Annotated in this window: 14 protein-coding genes; 8 read left to right on the top strand and 6 right to left on the bottom strand. The window is 62.8% G+C overall.

What is annotated here, in order from left to right; translation table 11 throughout:
* Position 1 precedes the first annotated feature (1 nt).
* The 5 genes from AAG816_RS03165 (at position 2) to AAG816_RS03185 (ending at position 5,170) form a co-directional block, all read left to right on the top strand.
* Positions 2-1,207 (top strand): hypothetical protein, encoded by a 1,206-nt coding sequence (locus AAG816_RS03165; protein ID WP_341988038.1) that lies wholly within the window; start codon positions 2-4, stop codon positions 1,205-1,207.
* Complete coding sequence (locus AAG816_RS03170; protein ID WP_341988039.1) at positions 1,204-2,043, top strand: ABC transporter permease; 840 nt, start codon at positions 1,204-1,206, stop codon at positions 2,041-2,043. Before AAG816_RS03165 ends, AAG816_RS03170 begins: the two co-directional genes overlap by 4 nt.
* Positions 2,040-3,290, top strand: a complete 1,251-nt coding sequence (locus AAG816_RS03175; RefSeq protein ID WP_341988040.1) for a hypothetical protein — start codon at positions 2,040-2,042, stop codon at positions 3,288-3,290. Before AAG816_RS03170 ends, AAG816_RS03175 begins: the two co-directional genes overlap by 4 nt.
* Positions 3,287-4,015, top strand: coding sequence for an ABC transporter ATP-binding protein (locus AAG816_RS03180; protein ID WP_341988041.1), 729 nt, complete (start codon positions 3,287-3,289; stop codon positions 4,013-4,015). Before AAG816_RS03175 ends, AAG816_RS03180 begins: the two co-directional genes overlap by 4 nt.
* A 72-nt stretch (positions 4,016-4,087) precedes the next feature.
* On the top strand, positions 4,088-5,170 hold the full coding sequence (locus AAG816_RS03185) for a hypothetical protein (protein WP_341988042.1): 1,083 nt from the start codon (positions 4,088-4,090) through the stop codon (positions 5,168-5,170).
* A 43-nt stretch (positions 5,171-5,213) separates the two neighbouring features.
* On the opposite strand, the gene AAG816_RS03190 is transcribed toward AAG816_RS03185, so the two are convergent.
* Positions 5,214-6,164: an FkbM family methyltransferase gene (locus tag AAG816_RS03190; protein WP_341988043.1), complete on the bottom strand. Its 951-nt coding sequence runs from the start codon at positions 6,162-6,164 to the stop codon at positions 5,214-5,216.
* Positions 6,165-6,305: 141 nt separating this feature from the next.
* Positions 6,306-7,634, bottom strand: a complete 1,329-nt coding sequence (locus AAG816_RS03195) for a glycosyltransferase family 1 protein (protein WP_341988045.1) — start codon at positions 7,632-7,634, stop codon at positions 6,306-6,308.
* A 417-nt stretch (positions 7,635-8,051) separates the two neighbouring features.
* Here AAG816_RS03195 and AAG816_RS03200 point away from each other — a divergent pair, with 417 nt between their 5' ends.
* The 3 genes from AAG816_RS03200 to AAG816_RS03210 all read left to right on the top strand — a co-directional run bounded on the left by AAG816_RS03200 (position 8,052) and on the right by AAG816_RS03210 (position 11,003).
* Positions 8,052-9,464, top strand: coding sequence for a glycosyltransferase family 1 protein (locus AAG816_RS03200; RefSeq protein WP_341988046.1), 1,413 nt, complete (start codon positions 8,052-8,054; stop codon positions 9,462-9,464).
* 183 nt (positions 9,465-9,647) lie between these two features.
* A complete protein-coding gene (locus AAG816_RS03205) occupies positions 9,648-10,337 on the top strand; it encodes a CDP-alcohol phosphatidyltransferase family protein (RefSeq protein ID WP_341988047.1) in 690 nt (229 codons plus the stop codon).
* A gap of 201 nt (positions 10,338-10,538) precedes the next feature.
* Positions 10,539-11,003 (top strand): DUF6165 family protein, encoded by a 465-nt coding sequence (locus AAG816_RS03210; RefSeq protein WP_341988048.1) that lies wholly within the window; start codon positions 10,539-10,541, stop codon positions 11,001-11,003.
* Positions 11,004-11,237: 234 nt separating this feature from the next.
* On the opposite strand, the gene AAG816_RS03215 is transcribed toward AAG816_RS03210, so the two are convergent.
* The 4 genes from AAG816_RS03215 to AAG816_RS03230 form a co-directional block, all read right to left on the bottom strand.
* Positions 11,238-11,648 carry a hypothetical protein gene (locus AAG816_RS03215; RefSeq protein ID WP_341988049.1) on the bottom strand — a complete coding sequence of 137 codons (411 nt, stop codon included), beginning with the start codon at positions 11,646-11,648 and terminating at the stop codon, positions 11,238-11,240.
* Positions 11,649-11,765: 117 nt separating this feature from the next.
* Positions 11,766-16,799, bottom strand: coding sequence for a glycosyltransferase family 2 protein (locus AAG816_RS03220; protein ID WP_341988050.1), 5,034 nt, complete (start codon positions 16,797-16,799; stop codon positions 11,766-11,768).
* Between the two features lie 5 nt (positions 16,800-16,804).
* On the bottom strand, positions 16,805-19,471 hold the full coding sequence (locus tag AAG816_RS03225) for a glycosyltransferase (RefSeq protein WP_341988051.1): 2,667 nt from the start codon (positions 19,469-19,471) through the stop codon (positions 16,805-16,807).
* Between the two features lie 436 nt (positions 19,472-19,907).
* Positions 19,908-21,143, bottom strand: a complete 1,236-nt coding sequence (locus AAG816_RS03230; protein ID WP_341988052.1) for a class I SAM-dependent methyltransferase — start codon at positions 21,141-21,143, stop codon at positions 19,908-19,910.
* Positions 21,144-21,312 lie beyond the last annotated feature (169 nt).

Below are 21,312 nucleotides of genomic sequence, written 5' to 3' on the forward strand. Positions count from 1 at the left end.
GATGAGCGTAACCGAGCGGTCCTTGCCGGCGATCGTGACCAATTTCCTTGCTGGTGCAAAGCCGCCCAAGGGCCTTGGTCGCGGGGCGGAAGCCTATATCGCCAATCTTCAGTTCCGTAAGAACATCACACGGATCAGCTTCATCGCGCTGGTGCTCGTTCCGACGGTTCTTGCCACGCTGTTTTACGGGCTGCTGGCCGCCCCGCGCTATGTGTCCGACGTGAAGTTCATCGTCCGCAGCGTCTCGACGCAGCGGGCCACCGGCCTGGACATGCTGTTCCGCACCTTCGGCATCGCCAAGACCGTGGACGATGCCAACGTCATCCAGAAATACCTGCAATCCCGCGATGCGATGCAGGGCGTGATCGATTCGGGCATTGACGTAAAAGCCATCTTCCAGCGCCCGGAAGCCGATTGGTGGTCGGCCTACCCCTACGTCTGGCGGCGGGACAGCCACGAATCCCTCTACGACTATTTCAGCGGTCATGTGACCGTCGATGAGGACAGTACGAAGGGCATCATCGAACTCAAGGTGGAGACTTTTCGGCCAGCGGATTCGCTCGAACTTTCAAAGACCCTGCTGCGGCTTGCCGAAGGCATGGTCAACAAGATGAACGAGCGGGCGCAGCGCGATGCCATGGGCGCGGCCAATCGCGAAGTGACCTTCGCCATGGACACGGTGATCCAGGCGCAGGCCGCCCTGACGGCATTCCGGAACAAGGAAGTCATCGTCGATCCGTCCAAATCCACCTTCTCGCTCATCGAGACCATCGGCAATCTGACCACCGACCTCTCCTATGCCATCGCCTCCCTGAAGGAGATGCAGACCTCCTCGCCCAACAATCCCGGCATTCCGGCCCAGCGCGCCAAGATCGCGGCGCTGGAGGATCGCGTCCGGGCGGAGCGGGCGAAAATGGCCGGAGGCGACGACTCGCTCGCCAACAAGATCGCCACCTATGAGCAATTGGCGCTGCGGCGTGATCTGGCGGATAAAGCGCTCGCATCCTCCATGAATGCCCTGGACACGGCCCGCCAGGAAGCGCGCCGCCAGCACATCTATGTGGAGGAAGTGGTCGAGCCGAACCTGCCGGATGAATCCACCGAACCGCGGCGTCTGCGCGCCATCATGACGGTCCTGGTGTTCGGCTTCGCTGCGTTCGCGGTGATCTGGATCATCTCCGTCGGCTCGGGGGAACACGCCCAATGAGCCTCTTGCAAGCCTTTGCGCGGTTCGCGGAACTGCCGCCGACCAACGGGTCGAAGACCTCGTTCGTGGCCGCCCTGAACGTGCAGCGCCGGGTGATCACCGCCCTCATGCTGCGCGATGCGCTGACGCGCTTCGGCCATGAGAATCTCGGATTTTTCTGGCTCATGGGCGAGCCGCTGCTGATGACCTGCGGCGTGATGATCATGTGGACCATGGCCGGCATGGACCATGGTCACGGCGTAGGCCTGATCCCGTTCGTCCTCACCGGCTACGCGATGCTGACCTTGTGGCGCCATCTTGTGGGGCATCTGGTCCATGCCATGACCCACAATGCGGGGCTGATGTTCCATCGCAACGTGCGCATGCTCGACGTGCTGGCGGCCCATGTGATCCTGGAGAGCCTCGGCGGCCTCGCGGCCTTTTTCATCGCCTATATTCCGCTCTACATGTGGGGCTCCGTGCCGGAGATCCATGACCCACTGCTGCTCATTGGCGGCTGGGCCATCCTCACTTGGCTGGGTTTCGGATTCGGCCTGTTCCTGGCCGGCGTATCGGAGATGAGCGAGGCCCTGCGCCGGTTCGTGGCGCCGGTGATGTACGTCACGCTCCCGCTCACCGGAAGCTTCTACATGTTGAACTGGCTGCCGGAGAAGGCGCAGAAAATACTGATCTGGTCACCGCTCGTGCATCCGTTCGAGATCTTCCGCGCCGGCCTGTTCGGGCCGGAGGTTCACGCGAAGTTCAGCATCCCCTACATGGTTGTGGTGTGCACGATCACCACCGCTGCGGGCCTTGCCATGGCGCGGGCCGCGCAAAAACACGTGCAAGTCTCATGAGCCGGACCGTCACCGATTCCGCAGCCGCCACCGGCGCGGCTCCCGCCGAGGTGGCGGCGCCGGCCCTCCCGGTCATGCGCCGGATTGAACTCATTCCGCTCGTGCCGGATGCCGGCGCCGAGACCCGGGACTCCGAGCACCCCAGCACCCCACCCCTGCCGTTCTGGCGGCGCTATGCGCTGTTCCTCAGCCTGTTCGTCCTGCCCGTGTTTCTGGCCATCGTCTATTTCGGCCTGATCGCCTCGGATATCTTCATCTCCGAAGCCACGTTCCTAGTACGCTCTTCCTCGCGTACCAGCGGGTCGAGCCTCTCGATGATGATGCAAAGCGACAGCATGTCGCGTGCCGCCGATGAGACCTATGCGGTCGCCGAGTACATGCTGTCCCGCGATGCGGCCACGGAGCTGGCGAAATCCGCCAACCTCAAGGCCATCATGGCGCGCGAGGAAGCCGACATCTTCAGCCGCTATCCAAGCCCGCTGGGCAAGGACACGCAGGAACAGTTTTATCGCGCCTACCGGCGGATCGTCGACGTGGTGACCGATGGGGGAACCGGCATCTCCACCTTGACAGTGCGAACCTATCGCCCCGAGGACGCCTCGACCTTGGCCCTGGCGCTCCTCGGCGTCACCGAGAAGTTCGTGAACCGGTTGAACGTGCGTTCCAATGAAGACGCCGTGAAATTCTCCGAGACGATGCTCAAGGAAGCCCAGGCACGCTTGGCGGACGTCGAGAGTCGACTGGCGGAATACCGCAACACGCAACTCGTGGTGGACCCGGAAAAGGAATCCACTCAGTCGCTGGCCATGCTCGGCAAGATGGCGACCGAAATCGCCCGCCTGGAAGCCACGCTGTCGCAGCAAAGGGCCATGGCCCCGGACAGCCCAGCCAACGCGCCCCTGACCGAACGCATCTCCGCCTATCGGGCCGAGATGCAGAAGCAGCGCAAGGCCGTGGTGGGCGGTGCCGACTCCATTGCCAGCAAGCTGCAGGGCTATGAACTTCTGGTGGTGGAACGTGAACTCGCGGCCAAGGCCTTGGCCGCGGCGACAACCTTCCTGGAGAGCGCGCGGCAGGAAGCCCAGTCCCAGCGCATCTATCTGCAGACCATCTCCGAGCCGAACGTTCCCGACCAGGCCCTGCAACCCAAGCGCTTGCTGGGCGTGATTGCCGTCTTGTTCATGTCCCTGTGCGTGTATTGGATCGCGCGCAGCCTGGTGGCGAACACCCTGGAACACCAGGCATGAACGACCATTGGCTGCCAGCGGATCGCCAACAGCCGCTCGCCCTGGCGGGACCGCCTTCCAGCAGGGCGGCCGTGCCGTCCATTCGCCTCGACCAGATCGTGAAGGAATATCATACGCCCATCGGCATGCGGCGGGTGCTCGACGGCATCGGCTTTGAGATCGTGAAGGGCGAGAAGATCGCCGTGCTCGGCCGGAACGGAGCCGGCAAATCAACCCTGGTGAAGATCATCGGCGGCGTAGAACCCCCCACGTCCGGCACGATCACCCGCGACCTCAGCATGTCCTGGCCCATCGCCTTCTCCGGTGGCTTCGACGTGACCATGAGCGGCCTGGACAACATCCGCTTCATTGCCCGACTTTATGGGGTGGATGGCGGGGATGCGGTGGCGCGCGTTGACGACTTTGCGGAGCTCGGCCGGCTGCTCAGCCTGCCGGTGAAGACCTATTCCTCCGGCATGCGCAGCCGGCTCATGTTCGGATTGACCCTGGCGGTGGACTTCGATTGCTTCCTCATCGACGAGGTGATCTCTGTCGGCGACCAGCGGTTCCAACGCAAATGTCACGATGAGCTGTTCGTGAAACGCGCGGGATGCGCCATGATCCTGGTCAGCCACGACATGCACATGATCCGCACCTATTGCAACAAGGCCCTGGTCCTGAAAAACGGGCGCGGTCGGGTGCTGGAAGACTTAGAGTTAGCCCTGAGCATTTATGAGACCATGTGACGGCGTGCGCTGCTTCATCAGACGTCGGCCGCCAGGCTCCATGAGGATCACAGACCATAGGGGCCGGCCCTCATGTTGATATCCACGTTTGGGCCTCCGTCAGGCTACACGCAATTTTGCCTCTTCATGATCCGCGCACTCGCCGAGGAGGTCCTGCAGGACCTCGATTATATCGCTGTGGACGAGATCGAGCAGATGCGGGCGGCCTGGGCGAAGCGCCAACATCCACATGTTCTCTTTTTTTCCTACAGCCCTGAGCGGGCGATGGTCGATGTTTTCCTGAAGCTTGACCGTCCCCTTCTTATTCTTACCGAGCACGTGGACGACATCACTACATACATCATGCGCGAACGGGCTCAGACATGGCCCTGGGCGGTGCGCCTGACCCATCAATGTCTCTTTGCCATCAATGATCTGATGCTGGGCTCGCGGGCGCTGATCCTGCGACGCGAGTATGAGCTGACCTTTGCCGAGTTCTTTCAGGCGATCGCCACCCATTTCCAGATTGAATTGGAAGAGCGCCACATGTTCGGGATCATGGCGCGGGCGAACTTCGGCGCGGACTTCGCTTTGTCCGACTCCATGGAGAAGGGACTGCTCGCCCGCTGGGAACATGCCCATCCGATGTATGAAGCGCCCGAAGGGCTTTCGCGCAGCGATGCCAAGGTCATCGAGCAGATCAACGCCCCGCTTAAATCTCTCATGAGCGGCCGCAACGTGGATCACTTCTTCTGGCCACAGGAAATATTCATCCCTGCGGATACTCCAAACGAGATTCTCATCGGCCCGATAGAGATGCTGGGCCCGGCCCGGTGCCTCTCTTACGGGCCCTATCTCCATCTCCCCATGGGTCGGTGGGATATCGCCGTCGAGCTTGCAGTCGAGGCGAACCTTTCGGGCAACCGCATCGAAATCCAGTTCGTGCACGGCAGCACTGTGGTTTCCGATGCGTTCGACCTGCCAAAGGCCGGTTCCTTTCTGGTTCGAGCGCACCTCGACATTGATGAGCCGCGCGCACCACTGGAAATCCGAATCTTCATGCGCGAGGGCGCCATCGAAGGGCGCCTCGATCTCAAGTCGGCGGTCGTTGATGCGACCGACGGCCCGGCCGCGCGCCGCGCCCCCAACCAGCGGAGCCTGCGACAGGACGCCTAAATCGTTCGCAGGCAGACACCCGGCTGCACCTGGCGGATGCGACTCAAACCAGACCAGCGCGTTGAAGCACGATCCCGGCCCGATAGGGGATATTGAGCAACTCATGCGCGCTCAGCGGCGTCAGTCCCATAGGTTCGATATCGTGGAACGCGAGCCCCATCGCCTCAAGCTCTGCCAGGAAGATGGGCGGATCGAAGCCCGCCGCAGAGATTTGGCCCGGTGACCACTCCATCACCGCACGGAGTTGCGGGTTGGTGGCGAAGGTCTCCTGTGCGCCCTGGAACACCAGGGGCTCGGCCCCCTCGACGTCCACTTTCAGGAAATCTACCCGTCCACCCATCTGCGGAAGCAAGTCGTCGAGCCGCACGCCTCGCACGGCAAAGGCTTGCGAGTCCGGCTCGGCAAGTGTGCGGATAAAATCCTCCGGCATCTTCGCAATGCTTGTATTGGCAGAACGGGTTCCGCGGCTGTGCAAAATTACATCTGCAGTGCTGTTTGACGCAGCGGCATGGATGACGCTGGCGATGCCTTCAAACCCATTGACGTAGATATTGTCGCGGGCAACGGCATAGACGTTCTGCTCGGCCTCGATACCAAGAATCCGGCCACTGGGACAGAAACGCGCCATAAGGCAGGTAAAGTACCCGAAATTTGTACCGACATCGATACAGTGACTATCCGGCTTCAGGTTGTCGGCAAAATAATTTGTCAGAATCTCTTCGTATCGACCCGAGACAATGAACCATGGGCTCAAGATGCGATCATCGGCTTCAAGAATGAAAGCGATGACATTGTTTCGCACCACACAACGGGTCAAGACGCGGTTGTTGCCAATGTAATTGGCGCGCCCGCCATGGCTGAAATACTCGATCTGATCGAGCTTCTGCTCGATGCGCTCGAGCCTTGCCAAGACGTCCTCAATGGCACTGGGCGGGTACATTTTCGCAAGAATGCCCATGATCTGGCGGGCGATTCTTTGCGCAACGCCATCCATCAATCTGCTCGCCTTCAACGCATGCTCCCGTGCGATCCTGGTGCCGGACACTCGTACAGCGCCGGGGAGAAACTTGATAGCCGCGCGGCGCGGCTGGCTGGTCAGCGCCGATGTCTCCGTTGAGAAAGGCCCATGCCTTGATTACACTAGCCGATCATAAAGGCTCTTCACCCGCTCCGCATAACGGGCCATGGAAAAGAACTCCGCCCGGACCCGGCCACGGGCCACGAGATCCGCGCGCAGGGTCTCGTTGGTGTCCAATTCGCGCATGGCCAGCGCAATGCTGCGCGTGTCGTAGGGATCCACCAGCAGCGCCGCGTCGCCGGCGATCTCCGCCGTTGCCCCCAGGTCCGAGGTGATGACCGGCGTGCCCAGCAGCATGCTCTCCAGGATCGGCAAGCCGAACCCCTCATAAAGTGAGGGGAATACGGTCGCCTTGGCGCCGCGAATGACGCTGGTGAGCAAAGAGAACGGCGCATATTCCAGCTTCCGCACCCGTTCGCGGGTGAAGGTGCGGCTGCCGACCTGCTCCACATATTGGTTGGTGGTGGCGCTGATGAGGCGCAATTCCTGCTCCGCCTTCCAGGCCGTATTGCCCAGCAGCACCAGGGGCGCCTCGATCTGGCTGCCCAGATAGGCCTCGATCAGCCGCCCCACATTCTTCTTCGGCTCGATCGCCCCGAAAAACAGGAAGTAACCCTTGTAGGGCAGGCCGAAGGCGCCTTCGATGTCGTTGCGGACCTCGTCTTCCGAGCGGTTGAGATACTTCTCCGGGATTTCCGCCGCCTGATAGGTGTTGGTCACCTTGTCCGGCGGGCACCCCAGAAGCTCGATGATGTCGTTGCGCGAGGTCTCCGACACGGTGACGATATGGTCGGCGGTCTGCACCAGCTTCTGCGACAGGCGCAGGTAGCGTGCCTTGTGATCCAGCGTGGTATAGGGCAGCCGCAGCGGCACCAGATCGTGCAGGGTGTAGATGTTCTTAGCGCCCGGCAGCGTCAGGGGCAGCGGATAGGTCCAGTGCATGATGTCCACGGGCGGCAGGTCGCGCACGGGCATGAAGCCGTTGGTCAGCGCGAATTGCGTGGTGGCGGCGCCGAACAGGTCATTGGCATTCCAGATCCGGTCGAAATGCGGCATGCGGGAGCGCTGGGACTCGATGATCACATCGCCCGTTACCGGCACCTCGAAGGCGCGGGGACCGAACGGGCGCGGCATCAGCCGCTGCAGATCCCGCCCAATCCTCTCCCAGGCATTCTGCGGCTGGTGCGGATCGAAGAAGGAGATTTCCCGCAGCAGGGACGACCGGCCAGGCCCGAAGGGTGCACCGTACAGGATCTCCGTACGCAACCCGATGTCGCGGCAGGCATAGCTCAGATTGCGCGCATAGGTCGCAACGCCCGTCCCCTTCTCCAGACCCAGGTTGAACCCATCGATCATGATCGAGTGCGGGGCGGCCCGGCGGTTCATGCGGATGTCCTCTGAGCGTCAAAACGGCGGGAGCGGACCACGCCACGAATCGGCAGCGGAGGCAACCGCCGGTCCAGCAGACACGCCGGGCGAGATGGCCCACCAACGGCTCTCGGCGCGTCGCACGGGCGGGGCCATGCCGGGATATGCGCCCGCCTGCCGCAGGTATCCAAATCCTGTCACGCAAGGCTCTGACGTAGGGGGAAACGTTAACGCGCCGAGCGGATATTTCCCATGGGGAGCATGGGAAATTGCCGCATTGCGGCGAAGAAGCTGTTGCCCCCTGCGGTCAATGCTGCGAAGAAAGATGTGGTGGGTGGTGGAGAAGCTCCCTTCGAGGGGACAGTGTTTTTCTCGGCGGTCGGGCACCCAACCCCTTGCGACTGCACATGCCTGTGTCGGCGTTGGAGTATGTTGGTGACCGTTCCCATCGCATATGATGTGACGCGCCTGTTTTTCGGTCCGCTGAGTCGCACGCCCCGCGGGATCGACCGGGTTGACTTCGCCCTCGCCGCCCGGCTGTTCCGGCAATCTGCCCAACCCTGCGTCGGCGTGATGCCGACCCTTCAGGGGATGCGGGTGTTCGAAAAGCACGCGGTGCGTCGCGGCCTGTTCCGGTTGCAGAAATTGTGGGCCGAGCGCCGCGGGATGGAAGATGACGTGCTCTGGCACCAGCTGGTGCAAGAGCTGCGCGGCGAACCCACCGGGCGAGAGGCGATGGCATCACCGCCGCGCTTCAGCCGCTGGCAGCGCGCCAAGCGCATGGGCTCGCTGGTCTCGGCGACCGGGTTCCAATTCGGCAGTTCAGCCAAGCATCATGTCCCCGATCGCGCGGTCTATTTGAACGTCGGGCATGTGAGCCTCGCCATGCCGCTCTACCTGCGCTGGCTGGATGCGCGGCCGGACGTCACGCCGGTCTTCATGCTGCACGACGTGATCCCGCTCGACACGCCGCAATATGTCTCGCCCGCCTCCGCGCGGCATCACGCCACCATGGTTGCGTCCACCGCTCGTTACGCCGCAGGCCTGCTGGTGACCACGGCGGCGGCGAAGGATACGGTCCGCAAGGCGCTCGGCCGGTTCGGCCGCGATGACATCATGACGCTGGCGCAGCCCCTGCCCGTGCCACGGGTGTTCGATACGCCGGCGGCCAAGGATTCCACCCTCGACGGCGCCAATTATTTCGTCATCTGCGGGGCCATCGAGCCGCGCAAGAACCATTCCCTGCTGTTCGACGTGTGGCGGGGGCTGGTGCAAGACATGGGGGAGGATGCCCCTCATTTGGTCATCATCGGCTCGCCGGGCTGGCGCAGTCACGAGATCCTCGCACCGGTGCGCGAGAACAAGGCGCTCGGCGCGCGCGTTCATGTGGTTTCCGGGCTCTCCAGTCCCTCGCTAAAGCGGCTGCTGACCGGCGCCATCGGCCTGCTGATGCCGTCACATGCGGAGGGCTTCGGACTGCCGCTGATCGAGGCGAGCCGCCTTGGCGTCCCGGTGATGGCCTCCAACATTCCCGCCCACCGGGAGGTTGTCGATGACAGCGCCCTGCTGCTGGATCCCTGCGCGCCGCAGGCCTGGGATTGCGCCATTCGCGCCTGGACCCGCGGGGAGCGCCCCCAGGTCGCGCCGCGCCCGGTGCAACACGCCGTGGACGCGCGCGAAGCCTATTTCGTGGCGGTCGAGACCTTCCTCAGCCAATGTGCGGCGCACCGATATGCGGAGCGGGTGGCGAGCGGCGCGGTCACCGATACCCGCCGTCACGGCCCCAACGGGGAGGCCCTCGTTCCGGCTGCACCGCGCGTCCGCCCGGCCCGGATCGAGTCGCTCTAGAGCCGGTGCCGGAACGATGGGACCCGATTTCGTTCGGCATGATGCGGTGCGCAGGGTAAAGGCTGTCGGGATGGCGAACGTCCATCCGTCTGAACCGGAGACCGCCGCTCAGCGTTGGCGACACAGCGGTCCCGAAATGGGGCGGACGTCCTCTTACCGCCATGACACGGAGACCATTCGCCAGTGACGCGCCCGGCCGAAAGCCTGTTCGAACGTTTCCACGAAAGCTTCCTCGCCGCTCCGGAACGCACGCTGCTGCGCTGGATGGCCGCGCGCCTGCCGTCCTGGGTCATGCCCGACCATCTCACCGCCTTCGGCGTATTCGGCGCCGTGCTGGTGATGGCCGGCTACCTCGCCTGCCATGTGTCCATCCACTTCCTGTGGCTGGCGAACCTGGGTCTGCTGGTGCATTGGTTCGGGGACTCTCTGGACGGTACGCTGGCGCGGGTGCGCGACATTGCGCGGCCCCGCTACGGGTATTTTCTCGACCAGAACATTGATGTGGTCGGCAATCTGCTGATTGCCGCTGGCATCGGCCTGTCGCCCTACGCCCGGCTGGACACCGCGTTGCTGGCGCTCACCGGCTACCACATGGTGTCCATCTATGTGTTCGTGCGCAATGTGGTGCGACGGGAGTTCCACTTGGCGGTCATGGGTTTTGGCCCGACCGAGGTGCGCATCGGCATTCTGATCATGAATGCCACGCTTCTGCTCTTCGGTGCGCCCTCCTTCGAGATCCTGTCGCAAAGATTCACCTGGTGCGACTTGGTTCTGATCGTCACCTTCGTGGCGCTTTCCATCATGTTCGTGATCTCCGCCACGCAGGAGGCGCGGCGTCTCGCCATTGATGACCAGCCCAACGCCCAAGACTAGGTCGAAGGCTTCCTCTTGGCTGAGGTCGACACCCGCTTGCCCCCAGCGCAGCCCTCAATCGCCGGGTCGCACGCGCGCCTCATCCTCGCCCGCAATGGGAGCGCCATGTGCCCACCCAGACCGGATAGTGTTCCTCGGAGCTTGCGATCCGCTTTCCGAGCAGTAACAAGGCAACGACCAGACAAGCGGGAGATTGACCACATGACGGACCACGACAAGACGCCGGTACAGTCTCATTCGGGACCGGCCGCAACGCCGGCGCCGCTGGAGGTGAGCATCCCCATTTCATTGGGTGAACTGCTCGACAAGGTCAGCATCCTGGAGATCAAGTCGGAGCGCATTACCCAGCCGGAGCGCCTGGTCAATGTGCACCACGAACTGGCGCTGCTGAACGCGGCCCGCGACGCCACCCTCGGCCCACTGAGCGCTGAAATCGCCAGTCTTGCCCAGCAGTTGAAGGCTGTGAACGAGCGGATTTGGGACGCGGAGGAAGTCGTGCATGGAGAAGACCATGCGACCTTGAGCGATGCCGCTTTTCTGCGCCAGGCGCGCATCGCGTTCGAGCAGAACGACTCGCGCGCCCGCCTGAAGCGCAAGATCAACGACCTGACCGGCTCCGCGGTGGTCGAAGAAAAAAGCTACCCGAACTTCGGCGAGGAAGGCTGAACCATCGCTGGCAAAGCGGCATTCTTGGCCCACCCGTGATGGCACTCTGCAGGATTGACGTGCCGTCGATCTGGGACACGGAGAGGCCGACGACGACCGCGTGCCGGGAGCCGGTCTCCTGGACCCGCCGCAGCGCGAAGCGCACCCTGCGGCGGCGCTAATTTGCCCCTGCACCTTCGCATGGGTGCGGACCGGCAGATATGATCCCCGGTCCGCACCCGGTCTTCAGTGACGTCAGCTTGCCGTGGGCTTCAGGCGGAAAATGACCACGTCACGCACGTTGACCCGCGCACCGGGCGAGACATGCAGGCGCAGCTCAAAGCGATCTTCGGGCTCTGTGAGGTCGAAGCTGAAACCGACCAGCCCGGCGATATCCGTCAGGATCTCATCGCCGGAGACGCTCCGCTTCCCGACGATGACCGACCCGCCTTTGCAGCTCGCATCCACATCCAGGGCGACGGTGTGCGCGCATGGGGCGGTTTTCCGGACGTGAAAGCCACCGAAATAGGTGCCCGGGCTCAGGGCCAGATAAGGACCGAAACTCAGATACCCGGGGCTACCATCCGAAGAGCGCGACCCGTCCGCTTGGTCAACACCGACATCGTGGGGAAGGTCGACCACGTTCTTGCGATAGTAAACGGTCATCGAGGCGCTCCTATTTGTTGAAGGCAGATGCGGAGTCTGCCGATGCAAGGCCCAGGCTGCGTTGTGTGATCCAACGGAACGGCGTCGCACACGCGGCTGGTGTTATCCGCAGCATGCTTAAGCCGAGAAATTGAACAGCCGTGACGGATCCTGCCGCGCCGCCGGATGCCCCGCGTCATGTGCCTTCGTGTAGATGGCCCGGAATGCCGCGATATGCTTCGAGAACCCGTCGAGATGCTTGAGGCGCATCAGAACCCGTGCGGCGGAGAAGTAGGCTGCGTTGCCCGCCCGGTCATCCTCGAAAATTTCCCGCCACATCAACTCCACCAACCACAAGCGGTTGGCCCGGCGGCGATCCACCTCCTGCGGCGGGCATCCCATCCGCTCCGCGAGATCCCACGCGCGCGGCAATTGCTCAAGATCGAGCAGCGTTCCATAGGCCTGCCAGGACACGTTGGAGTTCACCACCAAGGACGGCTCGCCAATCCAATAGGCCGACGCATCCGCCATATAATGGAGCGTGTAGTAAGACGTGGGGATGCACGACAACATGGTTGAAAACGGCCGTTCGCTCGTATCTTGACAATATGAGCGCATGCCATGATCGCGGCGATACACATGGGAATAGATCGCCGTATAGAAATTCTCGCACTTGGCTGCCAGCGCCTTGACCGTCGCCACCTCATCCGGTCCGGCGGGTTCAAGAATGTTGAAGTTGCTCAGGAACACGTCGAAGTCGGTAACGGTGCCCGGGTCCTTCTCCGACGTATAGCCGTAGTTCATATAAATCAGGGAGATCCGCGGACGCTCGGCGATGATCCTCAGAACCTGCTCGATCACCCCGTCCCGCGTCAGATCATCGTCCCCCAGGATCCAGATGTAGTCCCCCCGGGCCCGCTGCGCCGTGACCGCGAGATTTCCGAGCATCCCGACATTTCGCGGATTGCGGATATAGGTAAAATCAGCGCGATCCAAATAGGGCTGGACGACTTCGGGGGTGTTGTCGGTGGACGTATTGTCGACGACCAGCACTTCGAGATCGGACCTGACGTGCGGAATTTGCCTGAAGATATTTTTCAGGTTCACGCCGAGCCAGCCGGCTCGGTTATAGGTGCTGATACAGAGTGACAGCCTGGGGCGACGACGCAGTAAGGTCAGCCGCTCGAACACATCGGGTTGGCGACGGGTGTCCGGCACCGTCAGGCCGTCCCGCAACCGATCCGTCGCCAGCGCTGCGGCAATATCGTCCGCATAGTGCTGGAAGGATCGGACGGGGCGGGCCATCGCCTCCCCGGCCAGCTGGCTGCGCCATTCCGCGTCGGTGAGCTTAATCAGTTCCTGCGCAAAGGCAGGCGCGTGCCGCAGGTCCGCACTCACCACGCCATGACCCGCGAACGAAGCGGCGGCGCTCGCGGCCTTCTGCACCAGGCACGGCACTGCGTGCCACAGGCTGGCCGTCACCTCCGGCGCATCCGCTGCCGCCTCGCCCACATAGACGGCGAAGCTCGCGGCCTCAATGAGTTCCCAGGTCCGCGCCTCGCACGGTCTCTGCTCCCACTGCGCACCGGGAACCGTCTCAAGCGCGACCTTCAGCGCCGCGTCGGTGATGACGTCGGACTGGGGCAACAGGCAGACGAAATTGAACTTCAACCGGGTGGGCGAGAGCTTGATGGCCCGCGCGGCCGCATCGAACATCGCTCCGAGGTCGGCTGGATCATCGCTCGCCACCCACACCACACAGCGGGAGATGGCCTGATCGCCGCGCTTGGCCCTGAGGCGCCGTTCCCGCCCGACGATTTCGTTCGCGGGCGCGACGATCTGGAAGCGCTCCTCCGCACCGAGCACCTTCGCCGGCGAGGACAGAAGGAAGGCATAGAGATCGTCGTGCAGCGGCTGGGAGACCGCGAGAACTTTATCGAGTTCTCCCAGTGCGGCGTAAGCCTCGCGCGGGGTCTCGGGCGTAGCGGCGCCGGGGTCCCTGGGACGCTGAAGGGCGCTGATCCGGAGGCCAAAGCCATGCGCCGCGTGCGTAACAACCGTCAGCAGGCCGGCCTCAAGGGCATCAGGCATGAAGATCCATCCCGGCGCACCGGGGCGCCCGGGCGCAACCCACGAGGACCAGGTGAATCCGTCATACCCGTCCGTGTCCTCCAGCCCGTCCTCGCCGGGCGTGAAGCGCTGGGCCTGGAGGTCCCAGCTGATCGGAATGAGGTCGATGCCCCGTGCGGACAGCGCTGCCACAAGGTGGGCGTCACGCCCCTTCAGCGGACCGGCCGACCCGTCGTGCCAGACATAGAGCGAGGTGAGGTGGCGGGCCGGATCGGCAGCGTCGACCAACACGCCCTTCAGCTTCCGCACATAGGTTTCCCAAGGGTCCGAGCCATGGGCGTCGTTGACGGTGGGAAGCGCAACCTTCTTGGTGAGCGGCACCACGTCGGCGAGCTGATATTGAACGAAGAAGGCGTTGAGGTCGGCGGCGGCGACATCCGAGCCGGGAAGAATGACGTCCGCCAGCAGCAGGGCCTGCATGTGCAGTTCGTGCTGTTCCGCAAAGTGCCTGGCATAACCCTTCGAAAACAGCGGCTCGGCCCCGTGGAAGATGAAGGCAGACTTCACCCCGAGCCGGCGGCCTTCCAAAATCATGTCCATGGTCAGCAACGGGTAACGGCCCGGCGTGTCATGGAATGGCTCTGGCACCACCAGCCAGTCCCCGGCGCTGCACGAGGCCGGGTCCACCAGGACGGGCGGCTGGCCCGGTCCGGTAAAGCGGGCCGCATGCAGCCCGGAGCCATTCGCCGCGCCCAATTGGGTCCATTGCTTATGGGTTGGCAGTTGCAGCCGCTTGGTGGCGGCATCCCAAACCACGAGGTGAACCGGCTCCCCGCGTTGCTGCCATGTCCGGGCGAGACGAGTGACAAAGCGTGATGGCTTGGCAACATCGCCATCCACCACGCCGACCAGCAGGAACACCGCCGGCCCGGATGAGCGGATGGCGGGGGCGGAGGCAGGCGCGGCCAGACCCGCCTCGGCCGGTGCCGGCGCGGGAACGGCCGGTTCGGCCGCGGGCTCGGGCACAACCACCCCGGTGGCCTGACAGGCAATCTGGAGAAACTGCGTGCCTGTGAGCGCCAGCGGAGCCGGACCCGTGGTCGCCGGCCGCTGCCACGTGCCATCCAGAATGCGGGTCACGGCGGCAGCGAACTGCCACTCGCCGAAGTCGTAATAGGTCTTGATGTGCGCGGCGATTCCCAGCGCCATCAGATCGCGAACCGGCAGGTCCTCCACATAGGTGCCGCGCCCGAGATAGCTCGGGAACACACCCGCACGGGTGAACACCACCGCCTTTTCGGTGGTCATGCCCAGGCAGCTGAGACTCTCGAGATCGTCGGTCCGGGCGGGGTCGTTGAAGAAGACGAGAAGGCTCGCCCCGGCAAAATTGCCGATGATCGTGTCGGCGCCGGTCGGTATGGCCGTCACGGAGAGGGTGAGGCCGGGATATCCAGCATTTGCCACGTCAAGCGCGGCGATCCGAGCCCGAAATGCCTCGATTTCAGTGTCGCGGGCTTCGAGGTAGATCTCAACCTCGGGCAATGCCTCGGCGATCTTCGTCACCACCTCTTCAAGATTGGACCCGCTGGCGGCGAACCCGAGCATCCAGATGGATGGCGGATCACGACGCGATGCAGCTGCCGTAAAGAAGGGAACGATGGGCTGGCGCGGCAGGATGACAACGCTGTCGCTTGGCCCCGAGAATGTCAGTTGCGCGGCGCGCGGGTCGGCGGCGACGATCAGTTTCGGACCGGATACCCCTTCCACCACCGCCGTCCACTCGGCGACTTCACCGGGGCCGGCGCCCACCAAAATGGCGGCCGTGGGTTCAAACGTCTTGATGGTCTCCCGCAGCTCGGAGGCGTCGCCGTACGGCAGCGAGAGGATTTGCCGATTGCCAGACCGGCCCAGCGAATCTAGCAGCCGCTTGGCATAATCGGAGGCATCGAGGGCTTTTCCCGCTGCCCGCGACAGAACCAGAACACGCTCTGTCCGTAACGACAGCACCTGGCGGGGAGTGGCCGCCTCTCCGGGCGCAGCGTCGACGCCCAAAGCGATCAGCATCTGGTGGAAGCTGTCGCTGAACGCGGCCCGCGACCAATCCTGCTGGAGCTTGAGCACCTGCGGTGTCGTGGTCGCCATCGCCTGACGCAGGCCGATGACCGGATAGGGGGGGATGTAGCGATGAATATGCCGGAACGTGTCGTTGGAGAGCGTCAGCAACGGGCGACCGGACGTCACAGCCTGATCGGTCGTGGCCGCCAGTCCCGGTTGCGCCCGCGTATACATGAAGCAATTGAGATCATTACCGGCGCACCAGGCGACCAGTTCGTCGGGCGACAGGAAATCGTAGGTAAATCGGATTTCTATGCCCGGCTTGGCGATCTTTTTGCAAATCGACTCGATGTAGCGAGGATAATCCTGCTGGTGAAAGCTCTCCGTAAAAACATAGGTGCCGCTGGGGATGTTGATCCGCACGATGGCTCGGTCGAACTCGCGATTGACCGCCTCGACCAGCAGTTCAAAGCCTTTCCCCGGCGTCCCGAAACCGAATGATCCGATGACAGGAATCTCGTTCCGCTCCAGGCGCCCCATCCACGGGTCGCCGTCGAGGGGACGCGGGAACGGGAAGATGCTGTGGGTCGGATCCGCGGATGGGTCCAGCGCAATATGGCCGTCAAACACCCCCGGCGGGACCAACTGCAAAGGGTCATTGGGGGCGAGTTCAAGAACCACGGTAAACTTGGGCCGCGGCAGCCGGGCGATGCTATCCGGACTGAGCGTCGAGGCCATCGTGATGAAGTGCCAGTTGAACACATAGAAATCGTATTCAACCGTCTCTTGGCCCGAATCTGGACTCTGGCCGTCCGTGCGCCGAAGCTTCCCCTCACGCGAAAAGAGCTCGATATCCATCGAGTCGAGAGAAAAATATTCCAGATCATAAAAGGGTGAATCGCAAATATTGCGATACACCATGCGTCCGCTCTCATAAATGCTGCACTGTGCGGCGGCCGTATTTACATAGGCGCCACGCAAACGCTTCGACGGCGCGGCGGTGGACTGAGTGGACGGTGCGTTTTCGGATTTTGTGCGCATATCCATCACTCTCAATCGCCCCGCCGCTGCGTGCGGACCACAGCTCGTGCAATTCCGATCAAGCACTCGCCTTGGCGAGCGATGTTGTGCGTTTCGGCCCAATGGCGCGCCGCCCGATTGACTTCGAGCGCCTCAGGGGTCGCGGCTGCCAAGTCCGTCAGGGTCTGGAACATACCCGCGGCCAAGTCCTCCGGCGCAGTTCCCGCGGTTCGGAAGACCGCGCCGCCGAGGTCATCAAAGATCTCTAAAGGCGTGACAAGAACTGGACAGCCGGCCGCAAGGCCATAACGAGTCGATGCGCTCGCGGACTCGCCGGTCTTTTGGTAGGGGTTTATGAGGAGATCCGCCTCCCCCAACAGTCGGAGGCACACCGCGTCATCGAGAAACGCACTCACGAACTCAATGTCATCTTCTAACCCAAGAGCCTGAATGGCATCGCGAACTTTCTGGGCTTCGAGCTTCGAGGCGGGGTCGGGGTACTCCGCATTCAGCATGCGGCCTCGTACGGGACGGCCGTCGCGCTTGAGCTGGCCTACCGCGTGCACAAACTCCAGAAGACCCTTGTCCGGCAGGCAGAAACCAAATGTCGTGACCAGTGGGGTCGCGTCGACATTGCGCATGGAGCGCACGGCTCGCTGCTGGACCAGGACGCCAAGCGGGAACAGGGCCGCATTCTCCGCAAGCCCGAGGGCCTTCAGCCGGTTGAGATCACTCAGGCCATGAACCAACAGACGGTCGCATTTGCGGAACACATCCGCATAGTCCGCGAGTTGAATATCCAGAATATTCGCGGGAGGATCTAACGTAGAATGAAGCTCAATAACGACCGCAATTTTCTTTGCGAGAAGAGATTCGATCCACCCCTTCAATTCGCGTGAATTAAAGAAACCATAATTGAACTGAATAATAATAACGTCGATTGAGCAGGATTCTAGATACGGATCAATCGCGCTGAGACCATTGACACCGACGCTTTCATTCCAGATCCGGACGCAATTTTTATCATCATCGCGTAATTTTTCACCCATTTTGGCTTGGGCGGCGAAGACAATGTAGTCTTTTGACGAAATATTAGCGAGCAAGTGCCCCATATAAGTGGCAATACCGCACTTACTGTTCCAGGTGGAGACGAAACCCACCCGGGATTCGCGGGTGGCAGATCCAGGGCGGGCACCCTCCGTTTGCGCGAACTTTGCCGCACGAAGTGCCACGTCCTTCCAGCTCGCCTGCCCGATCAGATGCTTGCGCCCGGACCACGCCTTGGCAAAGCGCTCGGCGGGCTCGGCGCGAAACGCCAGCCACAGGGCTTCATCCAGCGCCTTCGGCAGCGCTTCGGCCCACACCGACGCGATCAACTCATGGGAGGTTTTGGCGTCCTGAAACTCGTAATCCACCAGCCAGGCGTTGTCCCGATCACAATAGTCCATATGCCCGCCCCAGGCGGTGGCGACCACCGGCAAGCCGGACAGAAGCGCATGGGCGATCGGCAGGCCATAGCCCCCCGCGCGGCTCGGGGCGAGGAACACTTGGCAGCGGCAGTAGAGCGCCTTCAGTTCGCCGGCGGTCAAGGCATCGGTAAGGACAATGACGTCCGGATAGGTCCGGTTCTTGGCCCGCAACGCCTTCAAGGTGGCGGTCAAATGCGCGGGCACGGGCCCGGTTGGCCGGACAATGAGGGATACCGCATCGTCGCTGGCAAAAACGCGCCCGAAGGATTCCAGCAGAAGATCCACGCCCGAGGCCGCATCGCAATCGGACACGTGCAGGAAGCGGAAGCTCTTGCCCGGCGCCTGGTAATTCAGGGCGGTTTCGATGCGCTCCCAGCCGTCGAGCCCCACGCCGACGGTCGCGGTGGGGATCGCAATGCCGTGGTCGATGAGAACCTTCTCCGCATGACGGGACGCACAGGCCACACCGGACAGCGTGGCGTTGATCCGCGCCATATCCTGCAGCGAATAGCCGCTCTCGCCCCAGTCGAACCCCACCAGCAGGGCAGCGTCCGTGGGAGACGCGCCGAGGGAGGTCGCGTCAGACGAGACCAGGGCGGTCACAGTCGCCCCACCGGCGCGACCGGCCGGCAGAACATCATGGCCAAGTTCCGTCAAAGCCTGCGCGAAGTCATGCGCCGCCGCGCCGCCCAAGCCGCTTGATGGCCCATGCCCGGCTTCAACCGACCAGGTCAGCGCCGGAGACCAGAACGCCTCGAAAGCCGGGCCGCGCGCACTGGCGGTGGAATCCCCTCCACCGCGGCGGACCTGACCGGTGGAGGCGCCCCCAGCGGCGGGGCCCCAGCCGCGCTCGACCTTGTCCTGGAGCAACTCGACGTCCTGGCCGAGGGACGACATCGCAGCGGAGATGGCCTCGTCGACATGATGCGCCAGAGCAGCGCGCCAATCATGGTGCTGAAGGTCCGCTCTGGCGCTGGCTTCGGCCACCGCCAGCTGAGCACGCCGCTCGATATCCTCCCATAACGCGCGGATGCGCTGCTCGCCAAACGCGGCTGCCTCATGGGTGGTGAGCTGGGCGCGCCGCTCGATGGCGTGGCGGAGGGCATCCTCCCGCTGGGCGGCTGCGGCATCGGCCTCGGCCAGGACCAATTGCGCACGGCGCTCGATTGCTTCGCGAATCTCCGCGTCGCGGCCCAATTTCCTGGCTACCCGCTTGATCCATGACGTCATAGTCGCTGCCGCCTCCCTATTCGCCGCAACGGCAGAGTATTAGAGCGGTTAAAAACGACCGCCTCCACTCTCATGTATGCCAGACGCGGCGAAATAGACAATTAAGAACCGCACGCCGATAGGAATCGGCAGAGTGATGTGAAATGGCTCGTGTTCGGTACCCCCTGAGGACCTCAGAAGGACCATTGGTCGGGATACAGCACACGTAGATGATGGCAGGATTGGCCGCTACGTCAGGTAGCTCAACCTGATGAGGGCACATGTAAGTGCCACTTGGACATCCGAATGCCGAGGGCCAGGAGGTCGATCCCCGGCGCCTCGGTCGTCAGCCATTCGCCGCAGAGCATAGCTGCGGCGCGACAGAGGAACGGTCGCACGAGGCGGAGTGCGCGCACCGGGACGGAACCGCCCCGCCCCGGTGAGCACGGGCAAGGCCTCAGACGATTTCGATTTCGGGGAACGGGAAGATGAACTTGCCCCCCTTGGCGATGTATTCCTTCTCGCGCTGGAGGATACCCTCCTTGAAATGCCACGGCAGGACCAGGAAATAGTCCGGCTGCATCGCCCGCGCTTCAGCCTCCGAGATGATCGGGATCCGCGTGCCCGGCGTCACCTTGCCGAACTTCTCGGTATTCACCTCGGCAATGGCGGACACCTCTTTTTCGGTGATGCCGCAGAACTGAAGCGTGACATTGCCCTTGGTCGAGGCGCCATAGCCCAGGACCTTCTTGCCGTCGGCCTCCAGCGCCTTCAACAGTCGGATCAAATCGGCCTTGTGCCGGAACACCCGATCCTCGAATTCGCGGAACGGGCGCACGGTGTTGAGACCCATGCGATCTTCCTGCTCCAGGAGCCAGTTGATGACCGCATCATTGGCCTTGATCGTGGATCCCTTGCGGGCGGCCGTCACGGCGAAGCTGCCGCCGTTCACGCCATTCATCTGCACATCCACCAGCCGCAGATCCGCCGCGTCGAGGATCAGCTTCACCACGCCGAGGCTGTAATATTCCAGATGCTCATGGCAGATGGTGTCATAGGACGTGGTGCGCAGCATGGCTGGCATATAGCTCTGCTCGAAGTGCCAGATGCCTTCGGGAGCCAGAACCGATGCGATGTCGCGGGCAAAGGCGATCGGCTCGTCGAGATCGTAGAACATGGCGATCGAGGTGACGATCTTGGCCGACTTGTCAGTCATCTTGCGGAAGTTAGCGGCCGAGAAGAAATCCGGCACCAGCTTGATATCGTCGGGATAATACTCGCGGAACTTGGCGCCGGTCGGATCGATGCCGACACGCTCCAGGCCCGGAGTGGTATAGGCCTTCAGCGACGTCGCGTCGTTGGAGCCGATATCCAGCACCACGTCGCCGGGCTTGAGGTCGGCGAGCTTCTCAAGGAAACCGATCTTGGCGCTCAGATGGCGCACCATCGAGGCGTTCAGCCCCGAGCGATAGCCGTAGTTATCACCATACATTTCTGCGGAATTGTAGGTATGAGCGAGCTGAAGCAGGCCGCTGTCGGGGCACCAGACGAGATCAAGCGGGCCAGACGTCACAGGCTGCCCCGGCGAGGGGAAAACACCCGTAAGTTCCTGGTGGCCAAGCTGCAGTACGGTGATCAAATTCTTGGAGCCACTGACGCGGCAGCCATCGATCTGCTTGTAGGCCTCGCTCATAAGACGTGATTCCTTTGCTAAGGCGCGATTGGTAGGTTGCTTTATACCGCTAAAATCGAATGCGTCACAAATTGCGAGACTAGGTCTTGCCATCGCGCCGACGACGCCAAGGCCTAGCTGCAAAAGGTGTCACTCGACGCCACCAGCGAATCGCTGAAGCGAGATACGC

This window comes from Azorhizobium sp. AG788, assembly GCF_943371865.1.
In the GTDB taxonomy this organism is placed as follows: Bacteria; Pseudomonadota; Alphaproteobacteria; order Rhizobiales; family Xanthobacteraceae; genus Azorhizobium.

What these genes read in the sequence shown, in the direction of transcription:
- AAG816_RS03210 (WP_341988048.1), top strand. Translation starts at nt 10,539, where the DNA reads ATGACGGACCACGACAAGACGCCGGTACAGTCTCATTCGGGACCGGCC.
- AAG816_RS03175 (WP_341988040.1), top strand. Translation starts at nt 2,040, where the DNA reads ATGAGCCGGACCGTCACCGATTCCGCAGCCGCCACCGGCGCGGCTCCC.
- AAG816_RS03165 (WP_341988038.1), top strand. Translation starts at nt 2, where the DNA reads ATGAGCGTAACCGAGCGGTCCTTGCCGGCGATCGTGACCAATTTCCTT.
- AAG816_RS03220 (WP_341988050.1), bottom strand. Translation starts at nt 16,799, where the DNA reads ATGGATATGCGCACAAAATCCGAAAACGCACCGTCCACTCAGTCCACC.
- AAG816_RS03170 (WP_341988039.1), top strand. Translation starts at nt 1,204, where the DNA reads ATGAGCCTCTTGCAAGCCTTTGCGCGGTTCGCGGAACTGCCGCCGACC.
- AAG816_RS03190 (WP_341988043.1), bottom strand. Translation starts at nt 6,164, where the DNA reads ATGGATGGCGTTGCGCAAAGAATCGCCCGCCAGATCATGGGCATTCTT.
- AAG816_RS03180 (WP_341988041.1), top strand. Translation starts at nt 3,287, where the DNA reads ATGAACGACCATTGGCTGCCAGCGGATCGCCAACAGCCGCTCGCCCTG.
- AAG816_RS03185 (WP_341988042.1), top strand. Translation starts at nt 4,088, where the DNA reads ATGTTGATATCCACGTTTGGGCCTCCGTCAGGCTACACGCAATTTTGC.
- AAG816_RS03225 (WP_341988051.1), bottom strand. Translation starts at nt 19,471, where the DNA reads ATGACGTCATGGATCAAGCGGGTAGCCAGGAAATTGGGCCGCGACGCG.
- AAG816_RS03195 (WP_341988045.1), bottom strand. Translation starts at nt 7,634, where the DNA reads ATGAACCGCCGGGCCGCCCCGCACTCGATCATGATCGATGGGTTCAAC.
- AAG816_RS03215 (WP_341988049.1), bottom strand. Translation starts at nt 11,648, where the DNA reads ATGACCGTTTACTATCGCAAGAACGTGGTCGACCTTCCCCACGATGTC.
- AAG816_RS03230 (WP_341988052.1), bottom strand. Translation starts at nt 21,143, where the DNA reads ATGAGCGAGGCCTACAAGCAGATCGATGGCTGCCGCGTCAGTGGCTCC.